The sequence below is a fragment of the Cypionkella sp. genome (genome assembly GCF_036782355.1).
In the GTDB taxonomy this organism is placed as follows: domain Bacteria; phylum Pseudomonadota; class Alphaproteobacteria; order Rhodobacterales; family Rhodobacteraceae; genus Cypionkella.
Genome location: NZ_DAIPZF010000048.1, coordinates 1 through 20728 on the forward strand (window position 1 = coordinate 1; position 20728 = coordinate 20728).

Below are 20728 nucleotides of genomic sequence, written 5' to 3' on the forward strand. Positions count from 1 at the left end.
CTGTTTCTGCCCGGACTGGCGCGCTTGGGGCTGGCGATTCCGCTGGGTGGCACCATTAAAATAAATCAAGACATTGTTTTTGTTTTACTTTATATTTTGTTTTAACTTTATATCCCCCCAATTATACCCCCTAGGGGTTTCGCTTAAGGCTCTTTCGCCCCTCGGCCAGAGCGTCAACGCGGGCGAGCAAATTCTCTTCGGATTGCCTATATTACAGCTAATACTAGTTCAGATAACTCTGTATGTGTTGTTGCCCACCATACGGCACTTTGGGTAGGTTACTCTGGTGCGAAATTCATGTGTCGTGGTTTTACTGTCAACTACCAGCAGTAGGTTTGCCACTTCACGTACAACGGTGCGCTGACACCCATTGACCAACGTCATAAGTCAGGCGAGCCTCGCCGAACGCTGAGGTGGGCTTCAGGTGATCGAGACCTTCACCGCCGAGCGCCCGCGCCAGTCCATCGCCGAGGTCTCTGTCGCAAGTGGGCTGGACCGTGCCACGGCGCGGCGCTGCCTGCTGACGCTGGCCCGCCACGGCTATGCGGAATATGACGGAAAGTTTTTCACGCTGCGCCCCAGGATCCTGCGGCTTGGCACCGCTTGTCTGGCGACGATGCCGCTGCCGCAGATCGTGCAGCCGCTGCTGGATGATCTGTCCGAGTGCATTGGGCAAAGTTCGTCGGTTTCGATCCTTGACGGGGAAGAGATCGTCTATGTGGCGCGGGCGGCGCAGCGCAAGGTGATGTCGATCGGCCTGATGCCGGGGTCGCGGTTGCCTGCCTATTGCACCTCTATGGGCCGCGTGCTGCTGGCCGCTATGCCTGAGGCAGAGGCGCGCGCGATCCTGCTGCGACAGGCTTTGCCCGCACGCACCCCGATGACCCGCACTGACCCCGAGGCCATTCTGAATGAACTGGCACGGGTCAAAGCGCAGGGCTTTGCGCTGATCGACCAAGAAGTTGAAATCGGCCTGCGTTCCATCGCCGTGCCAATCCGCAATGCTCATCGCCAGACGGTGGCGGCGCTGAACATCGGCGCCAGCGCCTTTCATCAAAGTACTGAAGGCATGCAATCCGCCTATTTGGCTGATCTGCTGTCACTGCAAAGCAGCCTTGCGCCATTGCTGCGATAGCTATTGGTACTTCCGGAAACCCTTAAACCCAGACAGTTACGCCTCGGCTCTGGTGGGACGGGTCGGCAAGTGTCCGTCCCGAGGTGACACGCTGGCGCAACCGAAGCGACGCGCGATAGCGCGGGTCGCCCGTTTCTGCGTGGATAGCGTCAAGCCCAGCAAGGATAAGGCCCCCGCCAATCCTGTCTGCCCAAGTAAGCGGACCGTCTGGGAAATTCATCCCCAGCCGCAATGCGCGATCGATGTCGTCGGGTGTTGCAACGCCAGTCAGTACCGCTTCCATGGCTTCGTTGGCCAACATCGCTACCGTTCTGAACACAATTAGGCCTGGGCTGTCTTCAACCACGGATACCTGTTTGCCAAGAATCTGGAACAGACCTATCGCTGCTGCAATTGCCTCAGGTGCGGCATTGGCGGCCTGCGCAATTGCAACTCGTGTTGCAGTCGCAAAATCCTTTGCGAGATCAAACAGAACCAAATTAGGAGGGGCGCCTTCTGATACAAGCGCTGTGGCGCTGTGTCCATCCGTGAGGCGAAGACTTGTTTCAGCAACGCGTATCAGGCCCGTCCCTGTTTGACGTACGACCGAAATTCCCTTTTCTTCGATGCAGTTGACCAAAGGTTCGGCTGGTCCCAAATCTCCTTCAATCGTCACCTGCGTAGGGGCTGGGTATTGCGGCGCTGTCGCTGGTTCCGGCCGAACAGCGCCTTCCGTATAATGATAAAAACCTCTGCCAGATTTGCGACCCAACCAACCCGCCGCGACCAGTTCTTTTTGCACCAGTGAAGGACGATAGCGGGGGTCACCAAAGAAAGCTTCGAAGACAGAGCGGGTAACGGCAAAATTCACATCATGGCCGATGAGGTCCATGAGTTCAAAAGGACCCATGCGGAAGCCACCCGAACTGCGCAGGATCGCGTCGATCGTTTGTGGACTTGCGACTTGTTCTTCATAAAGGCGCAGCGCCTCGGCATAATAGGGCCGAGCAATGCGATTGACTATGAAGCCGGGGGAAGAGGTTGCATGAACCGGCGTCTTTCCCCATGTCAGGACGGTCTCGTGCAAGCGATGCAAAACCTGCTTGGAAGAGGCAAGGCCGGAGATCACCTCGACCAGTTGCATCAGCGGCGCAGGATTGAAGAAGTGCAGCCCTGCGAAGCGTTCAGGGAACCTTAGTCCGGAGGCAATGGCCGTCACCGAAAGCGACGACGTATTGGTCGCAAGAATGGTCTCATGGGAAACGACGGATTCCAGCCGGTTGAAGAGGTCACGTTTCACCTCAAGGTTTTCGACGATTGCTTCGATCACAAGTTGCGCGTCGCGAAGATCTTCCAGCGCTGTCGCGACCGTCAATCGACTCGAGATTGCGTCCCGTTCTGCAGGGCTTATCTTGGCTTTGGTTACCAGCCGGTCAAGGATTGCGACAATGCCGTCCCGCCCCGCCTTGGCCGCATCAGCGCGGGCGTCGAAAAGCAGGACCGGATGTCCGGCGGCAGCGGCAACCTGTGCGATACCCGCCCCCATTGCGCCAGCCCCAATCACGGCGACACAATCGGTTTTTGCAAGTCCTGTCATAGCTTGGTTGCTCCCGAGTGGGGGTCGGAGGGCGTGGCCCCTCCCACAAGTGTTTCAATGAATATGGCTGCCGCCGTTTACGTCCAGTGTCGTGCCAGTGATATAGGCCGACATGTCGGAGGCCAGAAACAGGCAGGCATTGGCGATGTCTTCGGCGCGGCCCGCGCGTTTCAGCGGGATGCCTTCGACAATCTGGGCGAATTGCGCCGCCGTCAGGTTGCCGTCCAGCATGCCGGTTTCGGTCATCGAGGGGCATATCACATTGGCGCGGATCGACTTCGGCCCGAATTCGCGCGCAATGCTGCGCGTCAGGCTGATCACGCCACCTTTTGATGCGGCATAATGCGCGCCGCCGACCAGGCCGCCGCCACGCTGAGCCGCGACCGAGGCGATGTTAACTATGGTGCCACGGCCAAGACCGTCAAAGACCCGCAGCACACTTTGGCACATGTTGAACGCCCCTTTGAGATTCACATTCAAAATCAGCTCCAGATCGCGCCCGCTGATCGAGAGAAGCCCATCGGATTTGACCACGGCCGCGGTGTTCACAAGGCAGTCGATAGTGCCGAAGCGCGCAAGCGCCGCATGGACGACACTCTGGCAATCATCGAGATTCTGGATGTCGCAGCGAAGCCCGATTAGGTCAGGCGTTACCCCGGTATGTTTGAGGATTGACGCGGAAATGCTGTCCGCGACCTCATCATTCATCATCAGATCGACGACAACTAGTTTGGCGCCGTGGCGCGAGAACAGTTCAGCCGTGGCGTAGCCGATGCCACGCAGCGAGGCGGCGCCGACGATGATACAGACCTTGCCGTCGAGATAGCGCGGAGCGGCGGTCCGGGTGTCAGTGGTGGTGTTCATGAGCAGAGCCTTCTAAAATAAGTGTTTCGGTCTCGGCAGTTGAAAAGCACAAATCATTCAGCACGCTGCGGGTGTCCCAGCCGCAGGGCGCTGCGGGCGAACGAGTTGGCACATCCGCGCCATCCACCCGCAGAGAAGAGCGGATCACGGCAATGCGGCCTTCGGTCGGATGCTCTTCGTACGCGATCAGACCCACCGCCTGCAGATGCGGGTCTGCGGGCAGGGATTGGAGGGTATGACACGGCATCGCGGCCAGATCGGCCTTGCGGAAGATGTCGAGCCATTCGGCTGTGCTGTGCGAAGTAAGCGCCGCGCCGCGCAGTTCGAACCAAGCGGCGACGTTATCAGCGCGGGCGGCAATGGTTGCAAAGCGCGGGTCATCGGCACATGCGGCGCGACCGGTTACCTGAAGGAAGGCGCGCACCTGCTGATCCGTGTTGATCGTGACGGCGACAAAACCGTCCGAGGTCTGCACCGGCATATTGTGCGGGCTTAGCAGGCGTCGATCGCCCGCCGGACCGACCGGCGGGACAAAGCTCTGTTGTGCCAGATGTTCCTGCAACACAAAGGCTGCCATGGTTTCGAACATCGGGATCTCGATCGTGCGGCCCCCGCTTGATTGCCGTTCCAGCAGGGCGGCCATGATGGCGCCCGCCGCTATTTCGCCGACGACATGATCGCAGATCAGCAGCGGCATATAGCGCGGTACGCCATCACGGGCCAGTGACAGGCCGGGAATGCCGGCCGCCGCCTGAACCACGCTGTCATAGGCGGGAAAGCCGCCATAGGGGCCGTCGGTGCCAAAGCCCGTGAGCAGGCAATAGATCTTGTCGGGGTATTTCTGATGCACAGTCGCGGCGTCGATTCCAAGCTTTTGCAATGCTTTGGGCCGCATGTTTGCGACGATCACATCGGCCTGTGCTATCAGGCGTTGCATCACCAGCTGCGCGCCTGCGGTCTTGAGGTCGAGGCAGATGTTGCGCTTGCCTCGGTTCAAATGCAGGTAGGTGCCCGAATGCTGTCCTGTCGGGGATTGTCCTCCGAGCCCGCGCATCAGGTCGCCGTCGGGACTTTCTACCTTGATGATCTCGGCACCGTATTGCCCCAGTCGCCATGTTGCGGCGGGTCCGACGACGACGCTGGTAAGGTCCAGCACCCGGATCGATTTGAGCGGTTGGAAGTTCATGACTGGACCTCGAATTCAGCGGCTAGGATGTTGGCATCGTCAAGCACCCGGATGGTCCACCCGGAGTCTGCGGGTTGCGCCTGCAGTGTCATCGGTCGGTTGCAGTAAAGGGGGGCGGTATATCTTGCCTTGAGGTGCTTTGGTGAGACCCCCAGACCGTGGCGCAGATATTCGGTGACCTGCAGCATCGTCAGGCCGCCATTCACCACCAGATCCGGCAGGCCCTCGACCTTTTGCGCATGGTCGCGGTCGAGATGGATCTTGTGTGAATTGAAGCCGAGCGCCGAATACTGGAATAGAAGGGTTTGATCGGGCGTGACCAGATGGCAGCGTGCCTCAAGCGGGCGCGCATCGCGCGCGGTCTTTGTCCGCGAGGACTTCACGCCATTTTGCGCGGCAGGCAAGAGGGCGTAGGTCTGGGTTTCTATCAATCCAGGGGCGTCATGCGGCAAGGCACGCAGTTCGTGCCGCAGAGACACGAGTGCCATCCTGCCAGTGGGACCAGTCTTTTCAGTAATCTCGGTCACTTTGCTGCGGCGTTCCACGGCATCACCGATGTGGATGTCCCCAGCCCAAGTGACGCTGCGCCCTGCCAGCATCAGGCGCGGCAAACCCAGATCGGGCATCGGCACGCCAAAGCCGGGAAAGCCATCGCCGCGCATCAGCGATCTGGGCGTGTCACCAGCCAGTAACGGGAATTGCCAGCCCCGCGGCAGCGGCTGTCTGTCTGCAAGAAGATCCGGGTCAATATCCAGCATCGCCGCCACGCGCCGGGCAACGGCAAGCGAGCAAGAATCGATTCGAGTTGTGACAGTTCCTGTTTCAGCGCCGAGCGTTTCCATCGATCTCCCCCCAAAGAGATAAATCATATATGAACTTTTGAAACCATATGTCAAACAAAACTACCGAAAAGTGCTGGAAAGGGGGCGTATGCTTGAGGGGAAAAGCGATATAATATTGATTTATAAATATAAATTTGCCACAAATTGAAAGGAAGGAGCGCCGAACTTTGCACCGGGAGTTCCGAAATGACTGGGCCAAAAATTACTCACATACAAATAATTGACATTGTATATGAAAAAAATATATCCTCCTCGTACTGACCTCAATGGGACTTCTGGGAGGAAGACAGATGAAGCGGCGGACATTCTTAGGAACAATGGGCATCGGAGCGACTGCGTCGGTCATCTCGGCGCCTGCAATTGCGCAATCGGCACCCGAGATTACTTGGAGGCTGCAGTCGGCATTCCCGACCTCATTCGAAGCGCTCTATGTCGCGACGAGCGGAATGGCGAAATACGTTGAAGAAATGACCGATGGCCGCTTCCGCATCCAGCCTTTCGCGGCAGGCGAGATCGTCGCTGGCGGTCAGATCGTGGATGCCGTGGCCGACGGAACCGTCGAGATGGGTCATACCGCCTCGCAGTACTATCACGGCAAGGACCCTGCGTTTTCGCTGGGGACGCTGCTGCCTTTCGGATTGAACACCCGAATGATGGATGCCTGGCAGATGCAGGGCGGCGGGCTCGACCTTCTCAATACCTTTTACGCAAAGCATGGCATCTTCGCGCTGCCGGGCGGAAACGTGACGTCGCAGATGGGCGGTTGGTATCGTAAAGAAATCAACACCGTCGCCGATCTCTCGGGACTCAAGATGCGCATCGGCGGGCTACCGGGGTCGATCATGGCGAAAATGGGCGTCGTCCCGACGGCTATCCCCGGTTCGGACGTTTATGTTTCGCTTGAGCGTGGCACAATCGACGCGGCCGAATTCACTGGACCGTATGACGAGGAGCGCATGGGCCTCTCGAAGGTCGCCCCTTACTATTACTACCGGAACTGGTGGGAGGGACAGGCAGCTGTTCACTACTTCATCAATAAGGACAAATGGGCGGAGCTTCCTGCCAACTATCAAGCGATCCTGCGCGCTGCAGCGGCGATGGCTGCAAATCAGGTGGTGACCCGTTATGACTACGGTAACCCCGATGCGCTGGTGCGTTTGATCGCGGGCGGGACACAACTCCGTCCGTTGAGCGATGAAATCCTTCTGGCGGCGCTGGCAGCTTCGAAAGAGGTCTATGCCGACCTTAACGCGACCAACCCCGAGTGGAAGATCCTTTACGACAGCATCGTCGAGTATCGCAACAAGGCCTATGCTTGGTGGCAGATCTCGGACCTGAGCTATGATTCGATGATGGTGAGCCTGCGTTCGCAGCTCTGAGACCTCCAGCCGAAAACATAGAACGTGTTTTCCTGCGGTATGCTGGGCATCCCGCAGGAAAGCTGCAAGATTTTTCAGCTCTGACACGGATATAGAACATGACAGATCGTCTGAAAGGCAAAGTCGCCATCATCTCTGGTGGTGGCGGCGGGATTGGAGGCGAAGCCGCCCGCATTTTCTGTGAGGAAGGTGCAAGTGTCCTGCTGGTGGACCTAAGCGAGGATGCTGTGGCAGCGACCGCCGAGCGCGTGCGTGCAGTGGTATCTGGTGCTCAGGTGGCAACCTTTGCCGCCGACCTTGGCGTCGAGGCTGCGGCCTATGAGGCGGCGGAGCAGGCAAAGGCCGCTTTCGGTGGTATCGATATCGTCATCAACAATGTCGGCATCCGCCGCTATGACGCCTTGGCCGATGCGACCTGGGACATGTGGGATGACATTCTGCGCGTCAACCTGCTGAGCTACGCTTCGCTCACCCGCGCTGCGCTGCCCAGCATGCGTGCGCGCGGAAAGGGCAGTGTTGTCAACGTCTCGTCGTGTCATGCAATTCTTGGCCGCAAAGGCATGGGGGCCTATGACGCGTCAAAGGCCGCGGTTCTGGCCTTTACCCGGACCCTTGCCTGGGAAGAGGCGCAGTATGGTGTACGCGCGAATGCAATTTGCCCCGGCTACACGTTTACGCCCTTCCATGTACAGCGTGCCGAAAAGGCCGGCTCCACGCGCGACGAACTGGCCGCTTTCGAACCCCCTTGCGTTCTGGGACGTTGGGCGGAGCCAAAGGAAATGGCATTTCCGCTGCTCTGGCTTGCGTCTGACGAAGCCGCTTACGTCACTGGCGCGACCCTCATGGTCGATGGCGGGATGCCTCTTTGACCAATCCCTACTCAATTTTCAGGAGAACACCATGAAGTTGGAACTTCACCATATCAACGTGTGCAGCAAAGATGTGCCGCATCTGAACGAGTTCTATCGCAATATCTTGCAACTCGGCGGCATCGACGATGACGAACACGTGCAGGATACTTCGAAGGGCTACTATAGTGGCGTGGAATTCGCTACCGATGGCAACATCGAGTTTCACCTTGCGACCACCGATCTCGGCGTCAGCTATCGCACTAAACAGCCGGTGAACCCATTGGAGCGTGGTCACATCGCTTTTCGAACGGATGACATCGAAGCCTTCAAGAAGCATCTCACTGACAATAACGTGCCTTTTGCCGACTATGGGGTCTGGGCGATGGCCGGTTGGTATCAGGTCTTTTTCCAAGACCCCGAAGGCACGATCATTGAGGTGCATCAGATCAACTATAAGTGAGCACCTTGGGAGGGGTCTGGCCGAGAGTCAGAAATGAAGTTTGCGTCGATCCAGTTCAAGAGATCGGCGCGAGACCTATGTGGGAGGCGGCATGAAGAATTTCTTACTCCGATTGAGCCGGGCGATCGACGATGTGAACAGATGGATCGGCAAGGCCGCTGCTTGGGCAATCGTCGTCGATATCCTTGTCTCGACACTCAATGCCCTCTCCCGCCATATGTTTGGCATCACGTCGAATGGCTGGCTTGAACTGCAATGGTATCTGTTCGGCGCGGTCTTTATGCTCTGTGGCGCATGGACGCTGCAAGACAACGAGCATGTCAGGATCGATGTGCTGTCGTCACGCTTCAGCAAGCGCACCCGTGAAATCATTGATATATTCGGTCACCTTTTCTTTCTCTTCCCCTTCGTAGCGGTGATGATTTGGCTGTCCGCGTCCTACTTCTGGAAGGCATTTCTGTCTGGCGATGCCTCGCCCAATGAAGGCGGATTGCTGTTATGGCCCGCCAAGGGACTGATCTTTCTCGGCTTCCTGCAACTCGGCCTGCAATGGCTCTCCGAGTTGATAAAGGGTGCCTTCCGCCTCCGGGATTTATATGCCCCAGCACGGGAAAATGTGTCGCAATGATCGAGCTGCTTGCCTCAAATCTGGCCCCGATTATGTTCCTGACCTTGGTCGGAATGCTGCTCTTGGGCTATCCGGTCAGTTTTTCACTGGCAGCAAACGGGCTGGTGTTTTTCCTGCTGGCAGTGGAGCTGTCACCCTATGCGTCTGACACCATTTCGCTGAACTGGAACCTGCTGAGCGCTCTGCCAGATCGCGTCTTTTCCATCATGGCCAACGAGGTTCTGCTGGCGGTGCCCTTTTTCACCTTCATGGGGATCGTGCTTCAACGGTCGGGAATGGCCGAAGACTTGCTGGAGACCTTTGGCCAGTTTTTCGGATCGGTTCCGGGGGGCGTTGCCTATGCGGTGATCTTTGTTGGTATGCTGCTTGCCGCGACGACGGGAGTGGTGGCTGCTTCGGTGATTGCCATGGGGCTGATTTCGCTGCCGATAATGATGCGTTATGGCTATGATCGTCGCATTGCCTCCGGCACCATTATGGCATCGGGAACGCTCGCCCAGATCCTCCCGCCATCGACCATCCTGATCGTTCTTGCGGACCAGATGAAAACATCGGTTGGCGATATGTATGCGGTCGCCTTTCTGCCGTCGTTTCTGCTCACTTTAAGCTTTGTTATTTTCATCCTGATCGTGAGCAAGCTGCGCCCATCTTACGTACCGGCGCTGCCACCTGAGGCTTTGTTGTATTTTGAACCGGACGGGCGTCGAGGCATCTGGCAAGTCCTCGTCCTGTTTGCTGCATCAGGTCTGTTGGGTTGGCTCACCGTGCGAGCCGCAGGAATCGATAAGTCAATTGACGTAGTGGTCCTCACCTTTTGCTGTCTGTCAGTGGTCGCGTTGGCGATTACACTTTTTGCGAGACTGCTGGGGTCTGCGGCACTAGTCGTAGGCAGCGTCATTGCTGTTGCCTGTGTCTTGCTCGCATGGTTCCAGCTAGAGAACGCGTTTCTTACTCAGCTTGCATTGGTTGCGGCTTCGGTTTTTGGCTATATCGCGCTGCACGGTGCTTCGGTACGGGGTTCGAGACCGCGGCTGATTTCGCAGATGGCCGAAAAAGTGGCCTTTGTTCTGGTGCCGCCCGTGCTTCTGATCTTTCTTGTTCTCGGGACGATCTTTATCGGTTTGGCCACCCCGGTCGAGGCGGGAGCCATGGGAGCCGTCGGGTCCATTTTTCTAGCCATCGTTAAGCGTTTCACCGAGAAGCGGCCCGAACGGTTCAGCTTGGTTCTGTTGACGCAGGCCACCTTTGCGACTGCAAAGCTCTGTGCCTTCATCCTTTTCATTCTGATTGGCGCGCGGGTCTTTGCGCTTACGTTTTTTGGCATCAATGGCCATCTCTGGGTTGAACATCTTCTGGTCTCGATCCCTGGCGGCCAGACCGGCTTCATGGTCTTCACCGTGGCGATCATCTTCTTCCTGGGCATGTTTCTTGACTTTTTTGAAATTGCTTTCATTGCGATACCGCTGCTGCTTGTACCTGCGAAGACGCTTGGGATTGACCCACTTTGGCTGGGCCTCGTCATTGCTATCACACTTCAGACTTCGTTCCTGACCCCCCCGTTGGGGTTCTCGCTATTCTTCTTGAGATCAGTGGCACCAAGTTCGGCATACAAAGATGAGATGAGCGACAAGATGATCGAGGGGATATCGACCAAACATATTTACTTGGGTGGTATACCGTTCGTCTTTATCCAATTAGTCTTGGTCGTATCGGTAGTTGCGATGCCTGATATCTTCATCGGATCCATGCACCATGAACCGGTGATGAGCGAACAAGATGCAATGAAAGCATTGGAGGGTCTGACAATAGGCGGTAACCTAGGAGGAGGTATCGGGATGCCGTCGCTCGGACTGGCTATACCGGACGGTAATTGAAGCGGCGCGAGTTGCAACTTGAGCCAAAAGAAGGAAAGCAAAATATGGGCGCAGCCAATAAGAACGAGGTGCCGGTCAAGGATGCCCCCCATTATTCCGCGCCGGCCCTTGAAAAAGGGCTGGATATTCTCGAACTGCTGCACCAAAGCGAATCTGCGCTGACCCAAAAAGAAATTTCCGCTCGTCTCAATCGCAGCGTGAGCGAGTTGTACCGTATGCTGAACATACTGGTTCGACGGAACTACATCGCAAATTATGCCGATAAATTCGGCCCTACAACCAAGCTTTACAAATTGTCACAAGTCCATCCTCCGGTACGCCGTTTATTGTCAGCGGCCCTGCCAATCATGGAGGAAATCTCTCGAGAGATAGATTTTGGTTGTGATCTGCGTGTCTATAACGCTGGATCTCAAACGGTACTGGCGTCGGTTGACGCACCTGGCGGGCTTGGCTTTTCGGTGCGCACGGGCTCTGAGATTGCTGTGGCACCATCAGCTTCTGGTCGAGTTTTGATAGCCTTTCAGGACAGCGACACGGCGGATTTGCGGTTGCGTGAATCCCTAAAAGGGCTTGCGGATTCCGAGATCAAATCGTTCAGAAAGGATGTGCATGAAGTCGCGGTAAAAGGATATGCCGCGCTTCAAAGTCGCCAATATGAAGGCCTCTATGCGATTTCATTCCCGGTACTTGATATAAATGGATATGCAATAGCTGCGTTGACTGTGCCGATGTTGCCACGGATCGATAGCTCGCGACAGGCCTCTCGAGAGGATGTCATTTCAGCACTGCGCGGGGCCGCAGATCGACTATCGCAAATTAACGGTTAATCATCCGGTTCTGTCGCGAAGTTTTGGTTGGAAAGGTCTAGTTCAATGTTTCCATTGACGATTTGGGAGTAAAGCTTTGGAGCAACACCACAAATCGCTATATCTGTTGAGCCCACCTTTTTTATCTAATCTTTCAAGGAACCAGAGCGGGAACTTGATAGCTTATACCCTGACGCCGCCAAACGCCGCTCGCCAAGCCGCCCAGCGCCTGAGTTGTGCCTCTGCTATGCGTTCGCGGCCTTCGGGCGTCTTAGGGCCGGTCGAGAGCCCGCCATGAAGCTTGCAGCGCTTCTTGCCAGGAATCGGCTTGCACCGGCATGGCGTGCCCTTACGGGTTCTCGCGCCGCATTTGCCCGAAGTGCCCTTCGTAAATGCTAAGAGCCCATGACGCGCGCGCAATTTAGTCGGAAAATTCCCCACCTCAACGAGCCGAGGGGCCTCCCAGCCCAGCGCTTTCACAATCCGCGCGGGTGCACAGCCGCGAAGGTTAACTTGCGCCTTCGTCTCCCAATATTTCACGGAATCCGGGTGCATCCCCGCCTCAGCGGCCAGAGCGGCGCGTGACAGGCCGCGCGCCAATCGCAGCATCTTTAGTTCAGAGCCAGTCATGCGCCCTCGCCTTACCGCCGTCATCATACACCAGAAGCCCGGCCTCGCGCAGCCAGGCCTCAGTCTGCCAGGCCCGCGTTGCACCCCAGCCCAGCGCCCGTGCCGTCACGCCATAGGTGGCGGCCCCATGCGCTTTGATATGGGCGAGATAAGCCGCGTCATCATCAGAGGGTCCTTGCCCGTGAAGGTTAAGGCGATACCAGGCTTCGCGCTCAGCCCGCACCTTCGCTACAGCCGCCAGCGCGGCTTGCCATACCGCTTCGATTGCCTCGGGCATGGGTGCGGTTTTTTCAATCTCAGCCAGGTCGGCTGCTATTTCCGCTATTTTGCTAATCGGCTCAGGCGGGGGTGAAGGGGGCAACCTGCCCCCCTCCAGAGCGGCCCGTGCGGCTTGAACATCAAACCACATCGCCCGCCGCCTTCACGATGTACCAGGCTTCTTTGCGGGCCTTGCCGCGCACCGCCGTCCCGGGCTCAAGCGGCACAAGCCACCCGTGCGCCTCCAGGACGGCCAGCGCCGCCTTTGCCCTCGGCCTTTCGCGTAGCGCGTTCGGCCCGCGCTGTACCACCTCCGATGCCACCACATCGGGGTGCGGCCAGCTTTCCAGAAGCCACCGCCGCAAGTTCTCGGCCCGGTCTATCTCCGCCGAAACCACCGCCGCGCTAGCCAGCCGCGATGCCTCGTTCAGATAGAAGTGCGCCAGTTCGATTGCGTCCATCATCTCGGCTTCTGCCACCGTCGCGGCCTCCAGATCGGCCCAGAGCGTCAGCACACCCGCAATGCGAGCGGCTTGCTCCGCCGCCTTGCTTGCCGCGCCGGTGGTATGCGCCAGGTCGCCGCTAGGGGCTTGTGCCGCCTCGGTTGCATCCGAGAATTGCACCAGAAGCACCCGTGCATCGGGGCTTAGTTGCAGGGTGCGCGGCTCAAGTTCGCGGGTTTCCGGCTCCATCGGCATGGGCGTTTCGAGAATGGCGCGCAGCCGCCCCGAAAAGCCCGCCAGCGCCATGTCATCGCGCCGGGCGCTCGCCTGCATCCGCGTGCCGATTGTGCTTGGGGGCTCACAGATCAGGAAACGGGGCAGAAAGCCCGTATCAGCAGCCAGCGGGTCAGCCATGAAGGCGCGCGCCACACCCGGCTGCACCATCAAGTGAATGGCCAGCCGCTTGCAATAAAGCGTGCCGTGCCCATCGCCAGAGCGGGTGCGCCGGATCGGGTTGCCTTGCCAAAGGTCGTTGAACGCGGCCAGCGTCTTTTGCCGGTTGTCGCTACTCATCGCGTGCCCGCCAAGGAATTGCCCGCCTTCATCGGAGAACAAAGCAAGGGACGGTTGCCCCTCCACGAACAGCCGGGTCAGCCCCTCAAAGGTCGGTTCGGTCACGGTTCGATCCGCCAATGGTGGCCTTTGCGGCTCAGGCCCAAGCGCGGCCAGATCGGCTTGGGTGGCCGCCTGCTTATCTTTGCCTTTGCCCTTGCCACCGCTCAGGATGCGCTTGCGCTCCGCCGTCCAGAGCGCGTGCGCGTTTTCCCAGCTTTGCAGCGCTTCGCGCTGGGCTCTTGATTGCTCGCGCTCATGGTCGCGCAGCGCCGCCATAAGGGGTGCATCGCAGGCGCTCTTGCGCTCGCCAGATCGGGCGATGGTGAGAGCGTAAAGCGATACTGGGCGCGGCCCGCCCAAGGTTTCGACATTGGCAAAGCCCTGCACCGCCAGCGATGCCACCGCCAGCGCCGATGCCGCCGGAATGGCCACCGGGGCTTGCGTCATGCCTTGCACCGACTCCACAGCCGCGCGCAGAGGCCCGAGCGCGACCACGGGATATGCACCGCTGGGGACAATCTCGCGCAGAAGGGGTTGCGGGCCTTCGGGCGTGAAGGGAATGGGTTTAGGCGCGTTCATGCTGCCCACCCCCGCAAACGGTCGTTCCAATCAAGCCCATCGCCAGGGTCGAGCATGGAAACCTGCCAGCCCAGCGCGTGCGCCCTTTCGGCAAGGTCATGCGCCGCCTTGCGGCCCGGTGCATCGCCATCGGGGGCGATGGTCAGCCGCCCCAGATCACGGGGCAGGCGCAGCCCGGCCATGCCCGAGGCGCTCAGCGCCGCCCATGTGGTCACAGGGGCGCGCAGAAGCCCGCTTGCAAGGCTAAGCGCCGTCTCTAGCCCCTCCGACACCACAAGCGACCCAGGCCCTTCAGAGAGGCGCACAGCGCCGCCAGTGACGGCCCCGAGCATGGCCTTTGCGGGTTCAAGGTCAGCCTTGCCCTTACCATCGGGGCGCAGGTAGGTGCGATGCACCGCAAAGCCCTCGGCCCCGTCGATCCGCGCCACCATAGCCGAGTGCCGCCGCGCCGTTGCCCCGTGCCAGCATTCGGGAAGGAACCTCAGGGTATCGGGCAAGGGGCAGGTGATGCCCCGCCCGCGCAGGTAGGTTTCCGCCGCCGTGCCCTCGATGGGCTGGGCTCCCCACCAGATACCGAAAGCTTGTTGTGCCCGCTTCTCGGCCTTAGCCCGCCGCTCCACCTCGCGCTGGGCAATCACCGACGGATCGGGCGCGCGATACTCGCCAGGCATGATACCCGCCGCCTCCAGAATGGCGCGAAAGTCGCAATGCGATTTCTTGCAATGCGCCAGAAGCCCGCCCCGACCATCGCCCAGGGTTAGAGCGCCTTGCCCTTTACGGCCCTCGGGCTGACAGACAGGGCAAGGCGCGGTGCCATAGCGGCCATGCCAGCGCCCGCCCATGTGTTCGGTGCTGGTGCGTGCATCGCTCATGCCGCACCCCCTTTCACCACCCGAGCGCGCAGCACATAGCGCCCATGCCAGCCGGGGAACGGCCCTTCATGGTGTTCGGTGATTGTGTCGATCGGCACACCCATGGCGCGAAGGGCGAAAACGTGGGCGCTCCACCTCGGCCCAGTTGGCTCTTGCATCGGGGTGATGCCAGCGGCCCCGATCAGCCCGTTGAGCGCCCAGGCATTGCGGCCCGCAACGTCAATATCAAACGGGTCGTCGCCCAGATCGGGGGTGACGCGATAGGCCGCGCCGCGCTGGCCCTTGGCCTTGCGCCGTGCTATTTTCCGGGAGCCCGCCGCAGTCACATAGCGGCCACCCTGCCCCGGTTGCGTTGCCCGCGCGCCGGGGTTTTCTTTTTGCCCGCCTTCCATCTCAAGCGGCCTTTTCAGTGATTGCGCGCAGATGCGTGTCAACGTCGCCCTCGGGCCAATAGACGCGACCACCCAGCTTTATCGGCTGGGGCAGTCGGCCCGCTTTAACGTCGAGATAGATTGCAGAGCGTGAGCGATTGCCCAGCTTGGCGCGCAGTTCGGTTAAGGTCAGATAGGTTTGCATTTTGCACCGTCCTTGTTTCAGGTGGTCCAAATTTGGCTTGTCATGCCCTCTCTAATGAGCGGCTTAGCTTCGCGAAGTTTTTACCCCCTTTAAAATCCCAAAATAATCAAGCTTTTGGCGGATGGCGTGTTTATGTAAGCTATGAGCTTTCTTGACCGTTTCGACGCTAAGACCGTGCGCTTCAGCCACCTCAGAAAACACATCCTCTAGCGACATTGAGTCTGGCGCACCTTCAATCTGAAAATATCTGCTCTCCACAGCGTTCGCCAATGCCCTATCTCGGTCGATTGTTTTAAGCCGTTCTCTCATTGGCGGGCGGCCTTGCCCTCCACCTTCGATTTTCAAAGCTTCGCCCAGGCTCTTCCCGGGGGGCGCAAACTTGTAGTCGCTCCATCCGTCGCGAAGCGCCAGAAGAAGAGACAAAGGCACAGTGATGGTTTCGGTGCCCCACTCTTCCGGCCAGCAGCTTTGCAAGTCTTTTTCAGTGCGGCCAGCAGCTTTCGCCCCCGCAAAAGCGCCTAGCGCCTCCAGCGCAATGAAGGGCGTGTTTAACTCGCGATTCTTGCGCAGGGCCTCAAATATCTCCAATCGAAACGCAAGCTGCAAAAGTTCACGATCAACTATATCTTCTTTCAATTGCCTTAGCGCTTTCGGGTCGACAGTAGGCCCGCGCGGCTTGCGTCTTTGCCCAGCATTGGCCCTTCCTTTCGCAGCCATTATCCACCTCGATTAGCAGGATTAGCGAGAATAGCGGCGGGTCTTTCGGCGGTTTTGTCGGTTTTGCCCCGAGCCATCATCCCGCCCCCGCCAGCTTCACCACCTTGCCAGAGCCGCCGGTCACATGGTCAGCCCAGCGTTCGGCCAGAACGCGCCGTTGTTCCAGAAAATCCGTGCGCCTATAGGCGCGCACCTGACTGCCATCGGTCACATGTGCAATCATTGACTCGGCGACTTCATGCGGAGCGTCCGGCGTCACCTCGGATAGCCATGTGCGCAGGCTCGCCCTGAATCCATGCGGACGGGCCGTTAAGCCGCGTCGAGCCATATACCGGGAAAGCGTCACATCGGATATCACGCCCTTGCTAACGCTCGGAAAAAGGAAACCGTCTCGGGCGTGTGGGCGCGCCAGATCAATAACGCGCATGGCCTCACGCGACAGCGGCACGCGATAATCTGGCGTCTTACCTTTTCGGCCCTTCATATCTTCGCCGGGCACAGTCCAAACGTCACCGTCGATCTGGTCGAGCCGGATATGGCGCAAGGGCTTCGAGCGAGCGCCGGGGTTCAAAATAAGCAAGCGCATGCCAAGATGCGTCAGCGTCGGCTCTTCGAGACTAGCATAGAAGTCTGGCACATCGGCCCAAGCCATTGCTGGAATGTTCTTCGGCACATGCCGCGACTTACCTAAAAGCGCCTTGGCCTTTTCGGTTGCCTGTAAATCAACGTCGAGGCCCAGCGCCGCCGCATGGCGCAGAATGATGGAAAGCCGGTTGAGCGCCTTGCGTGCCGTGTCGGCCTTGTCATGCCAAATCGGCGCGAGACAATCACGAATGTCACGCTGGTCAAGATCGGTCACCGGCACGCGGCCCAGCTTGGGCAGAACGTGAATGTTAAGGGGCGAAAGCCACCGCCCCGCCGTGCCGTCACCTTTCAGTTCAGCCTTGCGGGCCTCGAAAGCGTCAGCCGTGAGAACGGCCAGCGATATATCCTCGCGCCGCGCTGCACGCGCTTCGGCTTCGCGTTCCTTTATCGGGTCACGGCCAGCCGCCGCCACGTCACGCCAGCGCTGGGCCACCTTACGGGCTTCGGCCAGCCCGAGCGCTGGGAAGCCCCCCAAGCCCATTTCCCGCCGCCGCCCGTGAACGGTTACACGCAGCACCCATTGCGCGCCACCATCCTCACGCACCACCAGCCACAGCCCGCGCCCATCGCAATGCTTGCCCACCGGGGGCGACCTGAGAAACCCAGCCGTCAGCCTGTTTGTTGCCCGCATTTTGGATCCCCCTAAATATCCACCCTTGTTTAGTGGATACCCTCGGACGACACAAGACGGCTCAGGACAGCTTGAGCCTTGCTACAAAGGTGGATGCTATCACGGGTGGACAGCTAAAAACATTTAAAAACAAGTTGTTGGTTCCGCTGGGTGGCACCACGCTGTTCTTTCGCCGCGCTGCACTCGAGGCTTTGGGCGGATGGGATGCGCAAAATGTCACCGAGGACGCTGATCTGGGCCTAAGGCTTTACCGACACGGCTACCGGACCGAGCTGATCGACACCACCACCTATGAGGAGGCAAACTGCCATGGCTATGCCTGGATCAAGCAACGCTCGCGCTGGATCAAGGGCTATATGATGACCTATATCACCCATATGCGCGATCCGGCTCTGCTGTGGCGCCAGCTTGGGGCAAAGCGGTTTATCGGCTTTCAGGCGCAATTTCTGGCCAATATCCTGCAATGCCTGTTGGCTCCGCTGATCTGGAGCTTCTGGGGCTTTGCGCTTGGCTTACAGCATCCGCTGGCTACCGATCTGCCGCCGCTGCTGCGGTTTGTGGCGACAGGGCTGATGATCTCTAGCGCGCTTATTTTTATCTATTTTGATATCAAGGCAATGCGTAAAACCCGCCATCGGCTCAGTCCGTTGTGGGCGCTGACCCTGATTGCCTATCAACCGCTGGCCACGCTGGCGGCCTATCGCGCCTTATGGGAGCTGTTGAACAAGCCGTTTTACTGGGAGAAAACCCGACACGGGCTTTATGACGTTTAGCGTGTCTGCAATTCACCCGCATCGACCCGAAGCCGGGTCTCGAAGGCTTTCGAGATATGTGATTTCAGCGCCTGATAGGCGGCCTCGCCATCATGCGCCTCGATGGCACGCACGATTTGGTCATGCTCATCCAGCGCCACCCCATCGCGCCCTGCCGCCGCAAAGGTTGTCGTGGCCATCAGCGCCATCGAGCGATGCACCAGATCCAGTTGCTGCACCAAAAACCGGTTATGGCTGGCCAAGTGAATCAAGCGGTGAAAGCGTTTGTTGGCGCGACTGAGCGCACGCGGATCGCCGCCAAGCAGGCTGCGGTCATCCTCAACCATGCCGCGCAACACCCGAATTTCTTCATCCGAGGCGTGGCGTGCCGCCAACCGTGCGGCCAGCCCCTCGAGTTCGGTGCGCACCGCGTAAAGATCGGCCAATTGGTTATGATCAAGCGAGGCCACGATCAAACTGCGGCCATCGCGGGTCAACATGCCTTGGGTTTCCAGCCGTTGCAGTGCCTCGCGCACCGGCGTGCGCGACACCCCCATGGCATCGGCCAATTCACTTTCAACCAGCCGGTCGCCTGGCTTATAGGTGCCAGCTTCGATGGATTCCAGGATCAGCGTATAGGCGTCTTTCTGCACGGCGAAGTTCTCCTTGATATGTCGCACAGTACCCAGCCCGCGCGCAGGATCAAGCGGATTGCCGCGCGCGCGACTTCGCGCTACCACAGCGCCATGATAAAACAGCACTTCTCACATGTTACGGCTTGGGTCTTTGATCTGGATAACACGCTTTATCCGCCGGAATTTCGGCTTTTCGACCAGATCGAGGTGCGAATGACCGCCTGGGTGATGCAAGCACTTGGCGTCGGCAAGACCGAAGCTGATCGGCTGCGCCAGCACTATTGGGACAGCTACGGCACCACGCTGGCCGGGCTGATGCGCGAACATAACGTCGATCCCGCGCCCTATCTGCGCGATGTGCATGACATTGATTTTTCGCTGCTTCCGCGCGATGCCAGCCTTGCCGCCCAGATCCGCGCCCTGCCCGGCCGCAAGATTGTCTATACCAACGCCTGCGTGCCCTATGCCCACCGCGTGCTTGAAGCGCGGGGGCTCGACGGGCTGTTTGACGCGGTTTACGGCGTCGAGGATGCCGATTTTCTGCCCAAACCCGAGGCCGCAGCCTTTGCCCGCATCTTTGCGCAAGACGGTTTGGACCCAAGCACCGCCACGATGTTTGAAGACGATCCGCGCAATCTTGCAGTGCCGCATGCGCTTGGCATGCGCACGGTTCATGTCGCCCCCAAACCGCTGAAGGCGCGACATATTGACCACCATACCTCCGATTTAGCCCTGTTTTTAGCTAAATTGACCTAAGCTGCGACACCTGACCGCGTCGAAATCAGCGCCCAAAGCTGTATCTCTGCCGTAGCTTTCGAGGAGAGACCCATGAGCATGATTGCAGATGCAGGCGCCACCCGTTTTGACCGTATTTTGTCCCGCACCCCGGTGTTGGGCAGCTTGTCGCGGGCGATTGGACAGGATGTCACCATCCTCTATTATCTGCTGGCGATTGTTGTGACCGCCTTGGTGCTGGCGATCAAAACCTTTGGCCTTGCCGCGCTGGTGATGACCTATCTTGCGCTGGTGCCGCTGATGTTTGTGTTTTTCATTGCGATCACCTGGCCCTGACCCGAGACGCTTTGTCGCTTCGCTTTCCGCCACTGCCGCGCTAAATTAGGCAAAAGGGGAAAAGCCATGCGCATCAGCACCGAGATTTTGATTTCTGGCGGCGGCGTGGCGGGCCTGACGGCTGCTGCGGCCTTTGGATCGGCGGGCTTTGAGGTGATCTGCGTTGATCCCAGCCCCCCCGTCACCTCGGCCGAGGCAGAGGGCGCCGATCTGCGCACCACCGCGTTTTTGCAACCCTCGGTCAAGGTGCTGCAAGAGGCTGGCCTGTGGTCGCGGCTTTTGCCCTATGCCGCCCCGCTGCAAATCATGCGGATCATCGACGCGGGCGGTGTCGATCCGGTGCCGCGGGTGATCAAAGATTTTGACGCCAGCGAAATTTCCGATCTGCCCTTTGGCTGGAACCTGCCGAACTGGCTTTTGCGGCGCGAAATGGTGGCGCGGCTGGCCGAGCTGCCAAATGTGCGGTTTCTGCCCGGTCTTGCCACCACCCGCCTGCTCACCCGCGAGGCAGAGGCGCTGGTGACCCTGTCGGATGGGCAAAAAATTGCGGCCAAACTGTTGATTGCCGCAGATGGGCGTGGCTCGCCCATGCGCGAGGCTTTGGGAATTTCCGTGAAAACAACGCGCTACGGGCAAAAGGCCGTGGTCTTTGCCCTGCGCCACCCGATCCCGCATCACAATGTTTCGACCGAAATTCACCGCT

At 58.9% G+C, this 20728-nt stretch carries 23 protein-coding genes and 1 pseudogene; 11 read left to right on the forward strand and 13 right to left on the reverse strand.

Annotation, left to right across the window (positions count from 1 at the left end):
- The first annotated feature begins 424 nt into the window (after positions 1-424).
- Complete coding sequence (locus tag V7Q10_RS14280; protein WP_333869804.1) at positions 425-1135, forward strand: IclR family transcriptional regulator domain-containing protein; 711 nt, start codon at positions 425-427, stop codon at positions 1133-1135.
- Between the two features lie 22 nt (positions 1136-1157).
- On the opposite strand, the gene paaH is transcribed toward V7Q10_RS14280, so the two are convergent.
- From paaH to V7Q10_RS14300, 4 genes are read right to left on the reverse strand one after another with little or no spacing between them, the layout of a single operon-like run.
- Positions 1158-2711, reverse strand: coding sequence for a 3-hydroxyacyl-CoA dehydrogenase PaaH (paaH, locus tag V7Q10_RS14285; RefSeq protein WP_333869805.1), 1554 nt, complete (start codon positions 2709-2711; stop codon positions 1158-1160).
- Between the two features lie 54 nt (positions 2712-2765).
- Positions 2766-3575: an SDR family NAD(P)-dependent oxidoreductase gene (locus V7Q10_RS14290; RefSeq protein ID WP_333869806.1), complete on the reverse strand. Its 810-nt coding sequence runs from the start codon at positions 3573-3575 to the stop codon at positions 2766-2768.
- Entirely contained in the window at positions 3559-4761 is a 1203-nt protein-coding gene (locus V7Q10_RS14295; protein ID WP_333869808.1) for a CaiB/BaiF CoA transferase family protein, read from the reverse strand. The genes V7Q10_RS14290 and V7Q10_RS14295 overlap by 17 nt, the downstream gene beginning before the upstream one ends.
- Complete coding sequence (locus V7Q10_RS14300) at positions 4758-5603, reverse strand: FAS1-like dehydratase domain-containing protein (RefSeq protein WP_333869809.1); 846 nt, start codon at positions 5601-5603, stop codon at positions 4758-4760. Before V7Q10_RS14300 ends, V7Q10_RS14295 begins: the two co-directional genes overlap by 4 nt.
- Before the next feature lie 290 nt (positions 5604-5893).
- On the opposite strand from V7Q10_RS14300, the gene V7Q10_RS14305 reads away from it, so the two are divergent.
- The 6 genes from V7Q10_RS14305 to V7Q10_RS14330 all read left to right on the forward strand — a co-directional run bounded on the left by V7Q10_RS14305 (position 5894) and on the right by V7Q10_RS14330 (position 11622).
- On the forward strand, positions 5894-6982 hold the full coding sequence (locus V7Q10_RS14305; protein ID WP_333869810.1) for a TRAP transporter substrate-binding protein: 1089 nt from the start codon (positions 5894-5896) through the stop codon (positions 6980-6982).
- A gap of 98 nt (positions 6983-7080) precedes the next feature.
- Positions 7081-7851, forward strand: a complete 771-nt coding sequence (locus V7Q10_RS14310; RefSeq protein WP_333869811.1) for an SDR family NAD(P)-dependent oxidoreductase — start codon at positions 7081-7083, stop codon at positions 7849-7851.
- A gap of 31 nt (positions 7852-7882) precedes the next feature.
- Complete coding sequence (locus V7Q10_RS14315) at positions 7883-8293, forward strand: VOC family protein (protein WP_333869812.1); 411 nt, start codon at positions 7883-7885, stop codon at positions 8291-8293.
- A 91-nt stretch (positions 8294-8384) separates the two neighbouring features.
- Entirely contained in the window at positions 8385-8921 is a 537-nt protein-coding gene (locus V7Q10_RS14320) for a TRAP transporter small permease subunit (RefSeq protein ID WP_333869813.1), read from the forward strand.
- Entirely contained in the window at positions 8918-10795 is a 1878-nt protein-coding gene (locus V7Q10_RS14325; RefSeq protein ID WP_333869814.1) for a TRAP transporter large permease, read from the forward strand. The genes V7Q10_RS14320 and V7Q10_RS14325 overlap by 4 nt, the downstream gene beginning before the upstream one ends.
- A complete protein-coding gene (locus tag V7Q10_RS14330) occupies positions 10792-11622 on the forward strand; it encodes an IclR family transcriptional regulator (protein WP_333869815.1) in 831 nt (276 codons plus the stop codon). Before V7Q10_RS14325 ends, V7Q10_RS14330 begins: the two co-directional genes overlap by 4 nt.
- Positions 11623-11784: 162 nt before the next feature.
- Here V7Q10_RS14330 and V7Q10_RS14335 read toward each other — a convergent pair whose 3' ends face one another.
- The 8 genes from V7Q10_RS14335 to V7Q10_RS14370 all read right to left on the reverse strand — a co-directional run bounded on the left by V7Q10_RS14335 (position 11785) and on the right by V7Q10_RS14370 (position 17567).
- Complete coding sequence (locus tag V7Q10_RS14335; RefSeq protein ID WP_333869816.1) at positions 11785-12258, reverse strand: helix-turn-helix transcriptional regulator; 474 nt, start codon at positions 12256-12258, stop codon at positions 11785-11787.
- Complete coding sequence (locus V7Q10_RS14340) at positions 12218-12640, reverse strand: hypothetical protein (RefSeq protein ID WP_333869817.1); 423 nt, start codon at positions 12638-12640, stop codon at positions 12218-12220. The genes V7Q10_RS14335 and V7Q10_RS14340 overlap by 41 nt, the downstream gene beginning before the upstream one ends.
- A complete protein-coding gene (locus V7Q10_RS14345; protein WP_333869818.1) occupies positions 12630-14126 on the reverse strand; it encodes a YfjI family protein in 1497 nt (498 codons plus the stop codon). Before V7Q10_RS14345 ends, V7Q10_RS14340 begins: the two co-directional genes overlap by 11 nt.
- Positions 14123-14998, reverse strand: a complete 876-nt coding sequence (locus V7Q10_RS14350) for a DUF7146 domain-containing protein (protein WP_333869819.1) — start codon at positions 14996-14998, stop codon at positions 14123-14125. Before V7Q10_RS14350 ends, V7Q10_RS14345 begins: the two co-directional genes overlap by 4 nt.
- Complete coding sequence (locus V7Q10_RS14355; RefSeq protein ID WP_333869820.1) at positions 14995-15390, reverse strand: winged helix domain-containing protein; 396 nt, start codon at positions 15388-15390, stop codon at positions 14995-14997. Before V7Q10_RS14355 ends, V7Q10_RS14350 begins: the two co-directional genes overlap by 4 nt.
- A 1-nt stretch (position 15391) precedes the next feature.
- Positions 15392-15574 (reverse strand): helix-turn-helix transcriptional regulator, encoded by a 183-nt coding sequence (locus V7Q10_RS14360; RefSeq protein ID WP_333869821.1) that lies wholly within the window; start codon positions 15572-15574, stop codon positions 15392-15394.
- Between the two features lie 63 nt (positions 15575-15637).
- Complete coding sequence (locus V7Q10_RS14365; RefSeq protein WP_333869822.1) at positions 15638-16291, reverse strand: hypothetical protein; 654 nt, start codon at positions 16289-16291, stop codon at positions 15638-15640.
- A 76-nt stretch (positions 16292-16367) separates the two neighbouring features.
- The gene (locus V7Q10_RS14370; RefSeq protein ID WP_333869823.1) at positions 16368-17567 is read right to left on the reverse strand and encodes a tyrosine-type recombinase/integrase; all 1200 of its coding nucleotides are present in this window, start codon (positions 17565-17567) and stop codon (positions 16368-16370) included.
- Between the two features lie 134 nt (positions 17568-17701).
- Between V7Q10_RS14370 and V7Q10_RS14375 the strand changes: the two are divergent.
- A pseudogene (locus tag V7Q10_RS14375) lies at positions 17702-18340 on the forward strand (glycosyltransferase family 2 protein); the annotation flags it as partial.
- Here the strand turns inward: V7Q10_RS14375 and V7Q10_RS14380 are convergent.
- Positions 18337-18972 carry a GntR family transcriptional regulator gene (locus V7Q10_RS14380; protein WP_333869825.1) on the reverse strand — a complete coding sequence of 212 codons (636 nt, stop codon included), beginning with the start codon at positions 18970-18972 and terminating at the stop codon, positions 18337-18339. The pseudogene V7Q10_RS14375 and the gene V7Q10_RS14380 sit on opposite strands and share 4 nt — an antisense overlap.
- A 93-nt stretch (positions 18973-19065) precedes the next feature.
- Between V7Q10_RS14380 and V7Q10_RS14385 the strand changes: the two genes are divergently transcribed.
- The 3 genes from V7Q10_RS14385 to V7Q10_RS14395 all read left to right on the forward strand — a co-directional run.
- Positions 19066-19710 (forward strand): pyrimidine 5'-nucleotidase, encoded by a 645-nt coding sequence (locus tag V7Q10_RS14385; protein WP_333869828.1) that lies wholly within the window; start codon positions 19066-19068, stop codon positions 19708-19710.
- A 72-nt stretch (positions 19711-19782) separates the two neighbouring features.
- Entirely contained in the window at positions 19783-20025 is a 243-nt protein-coding gene (locus V7Q10_RS14390; RefSeq protein ID WP_333869826.1) for a hypothetical protein, read from the forward strand.
- Between the two features lie 66 nt (positions 20026-20091).
- Positions 20092-20728, forward strand: a 637-nt coding sequence (locus V7Q10_RS14395) for an FAD-dependent monooxygenase (RefSeq protein ID WP_333869827.1), incomplete at its 3' end; no start/stop codon positions are given.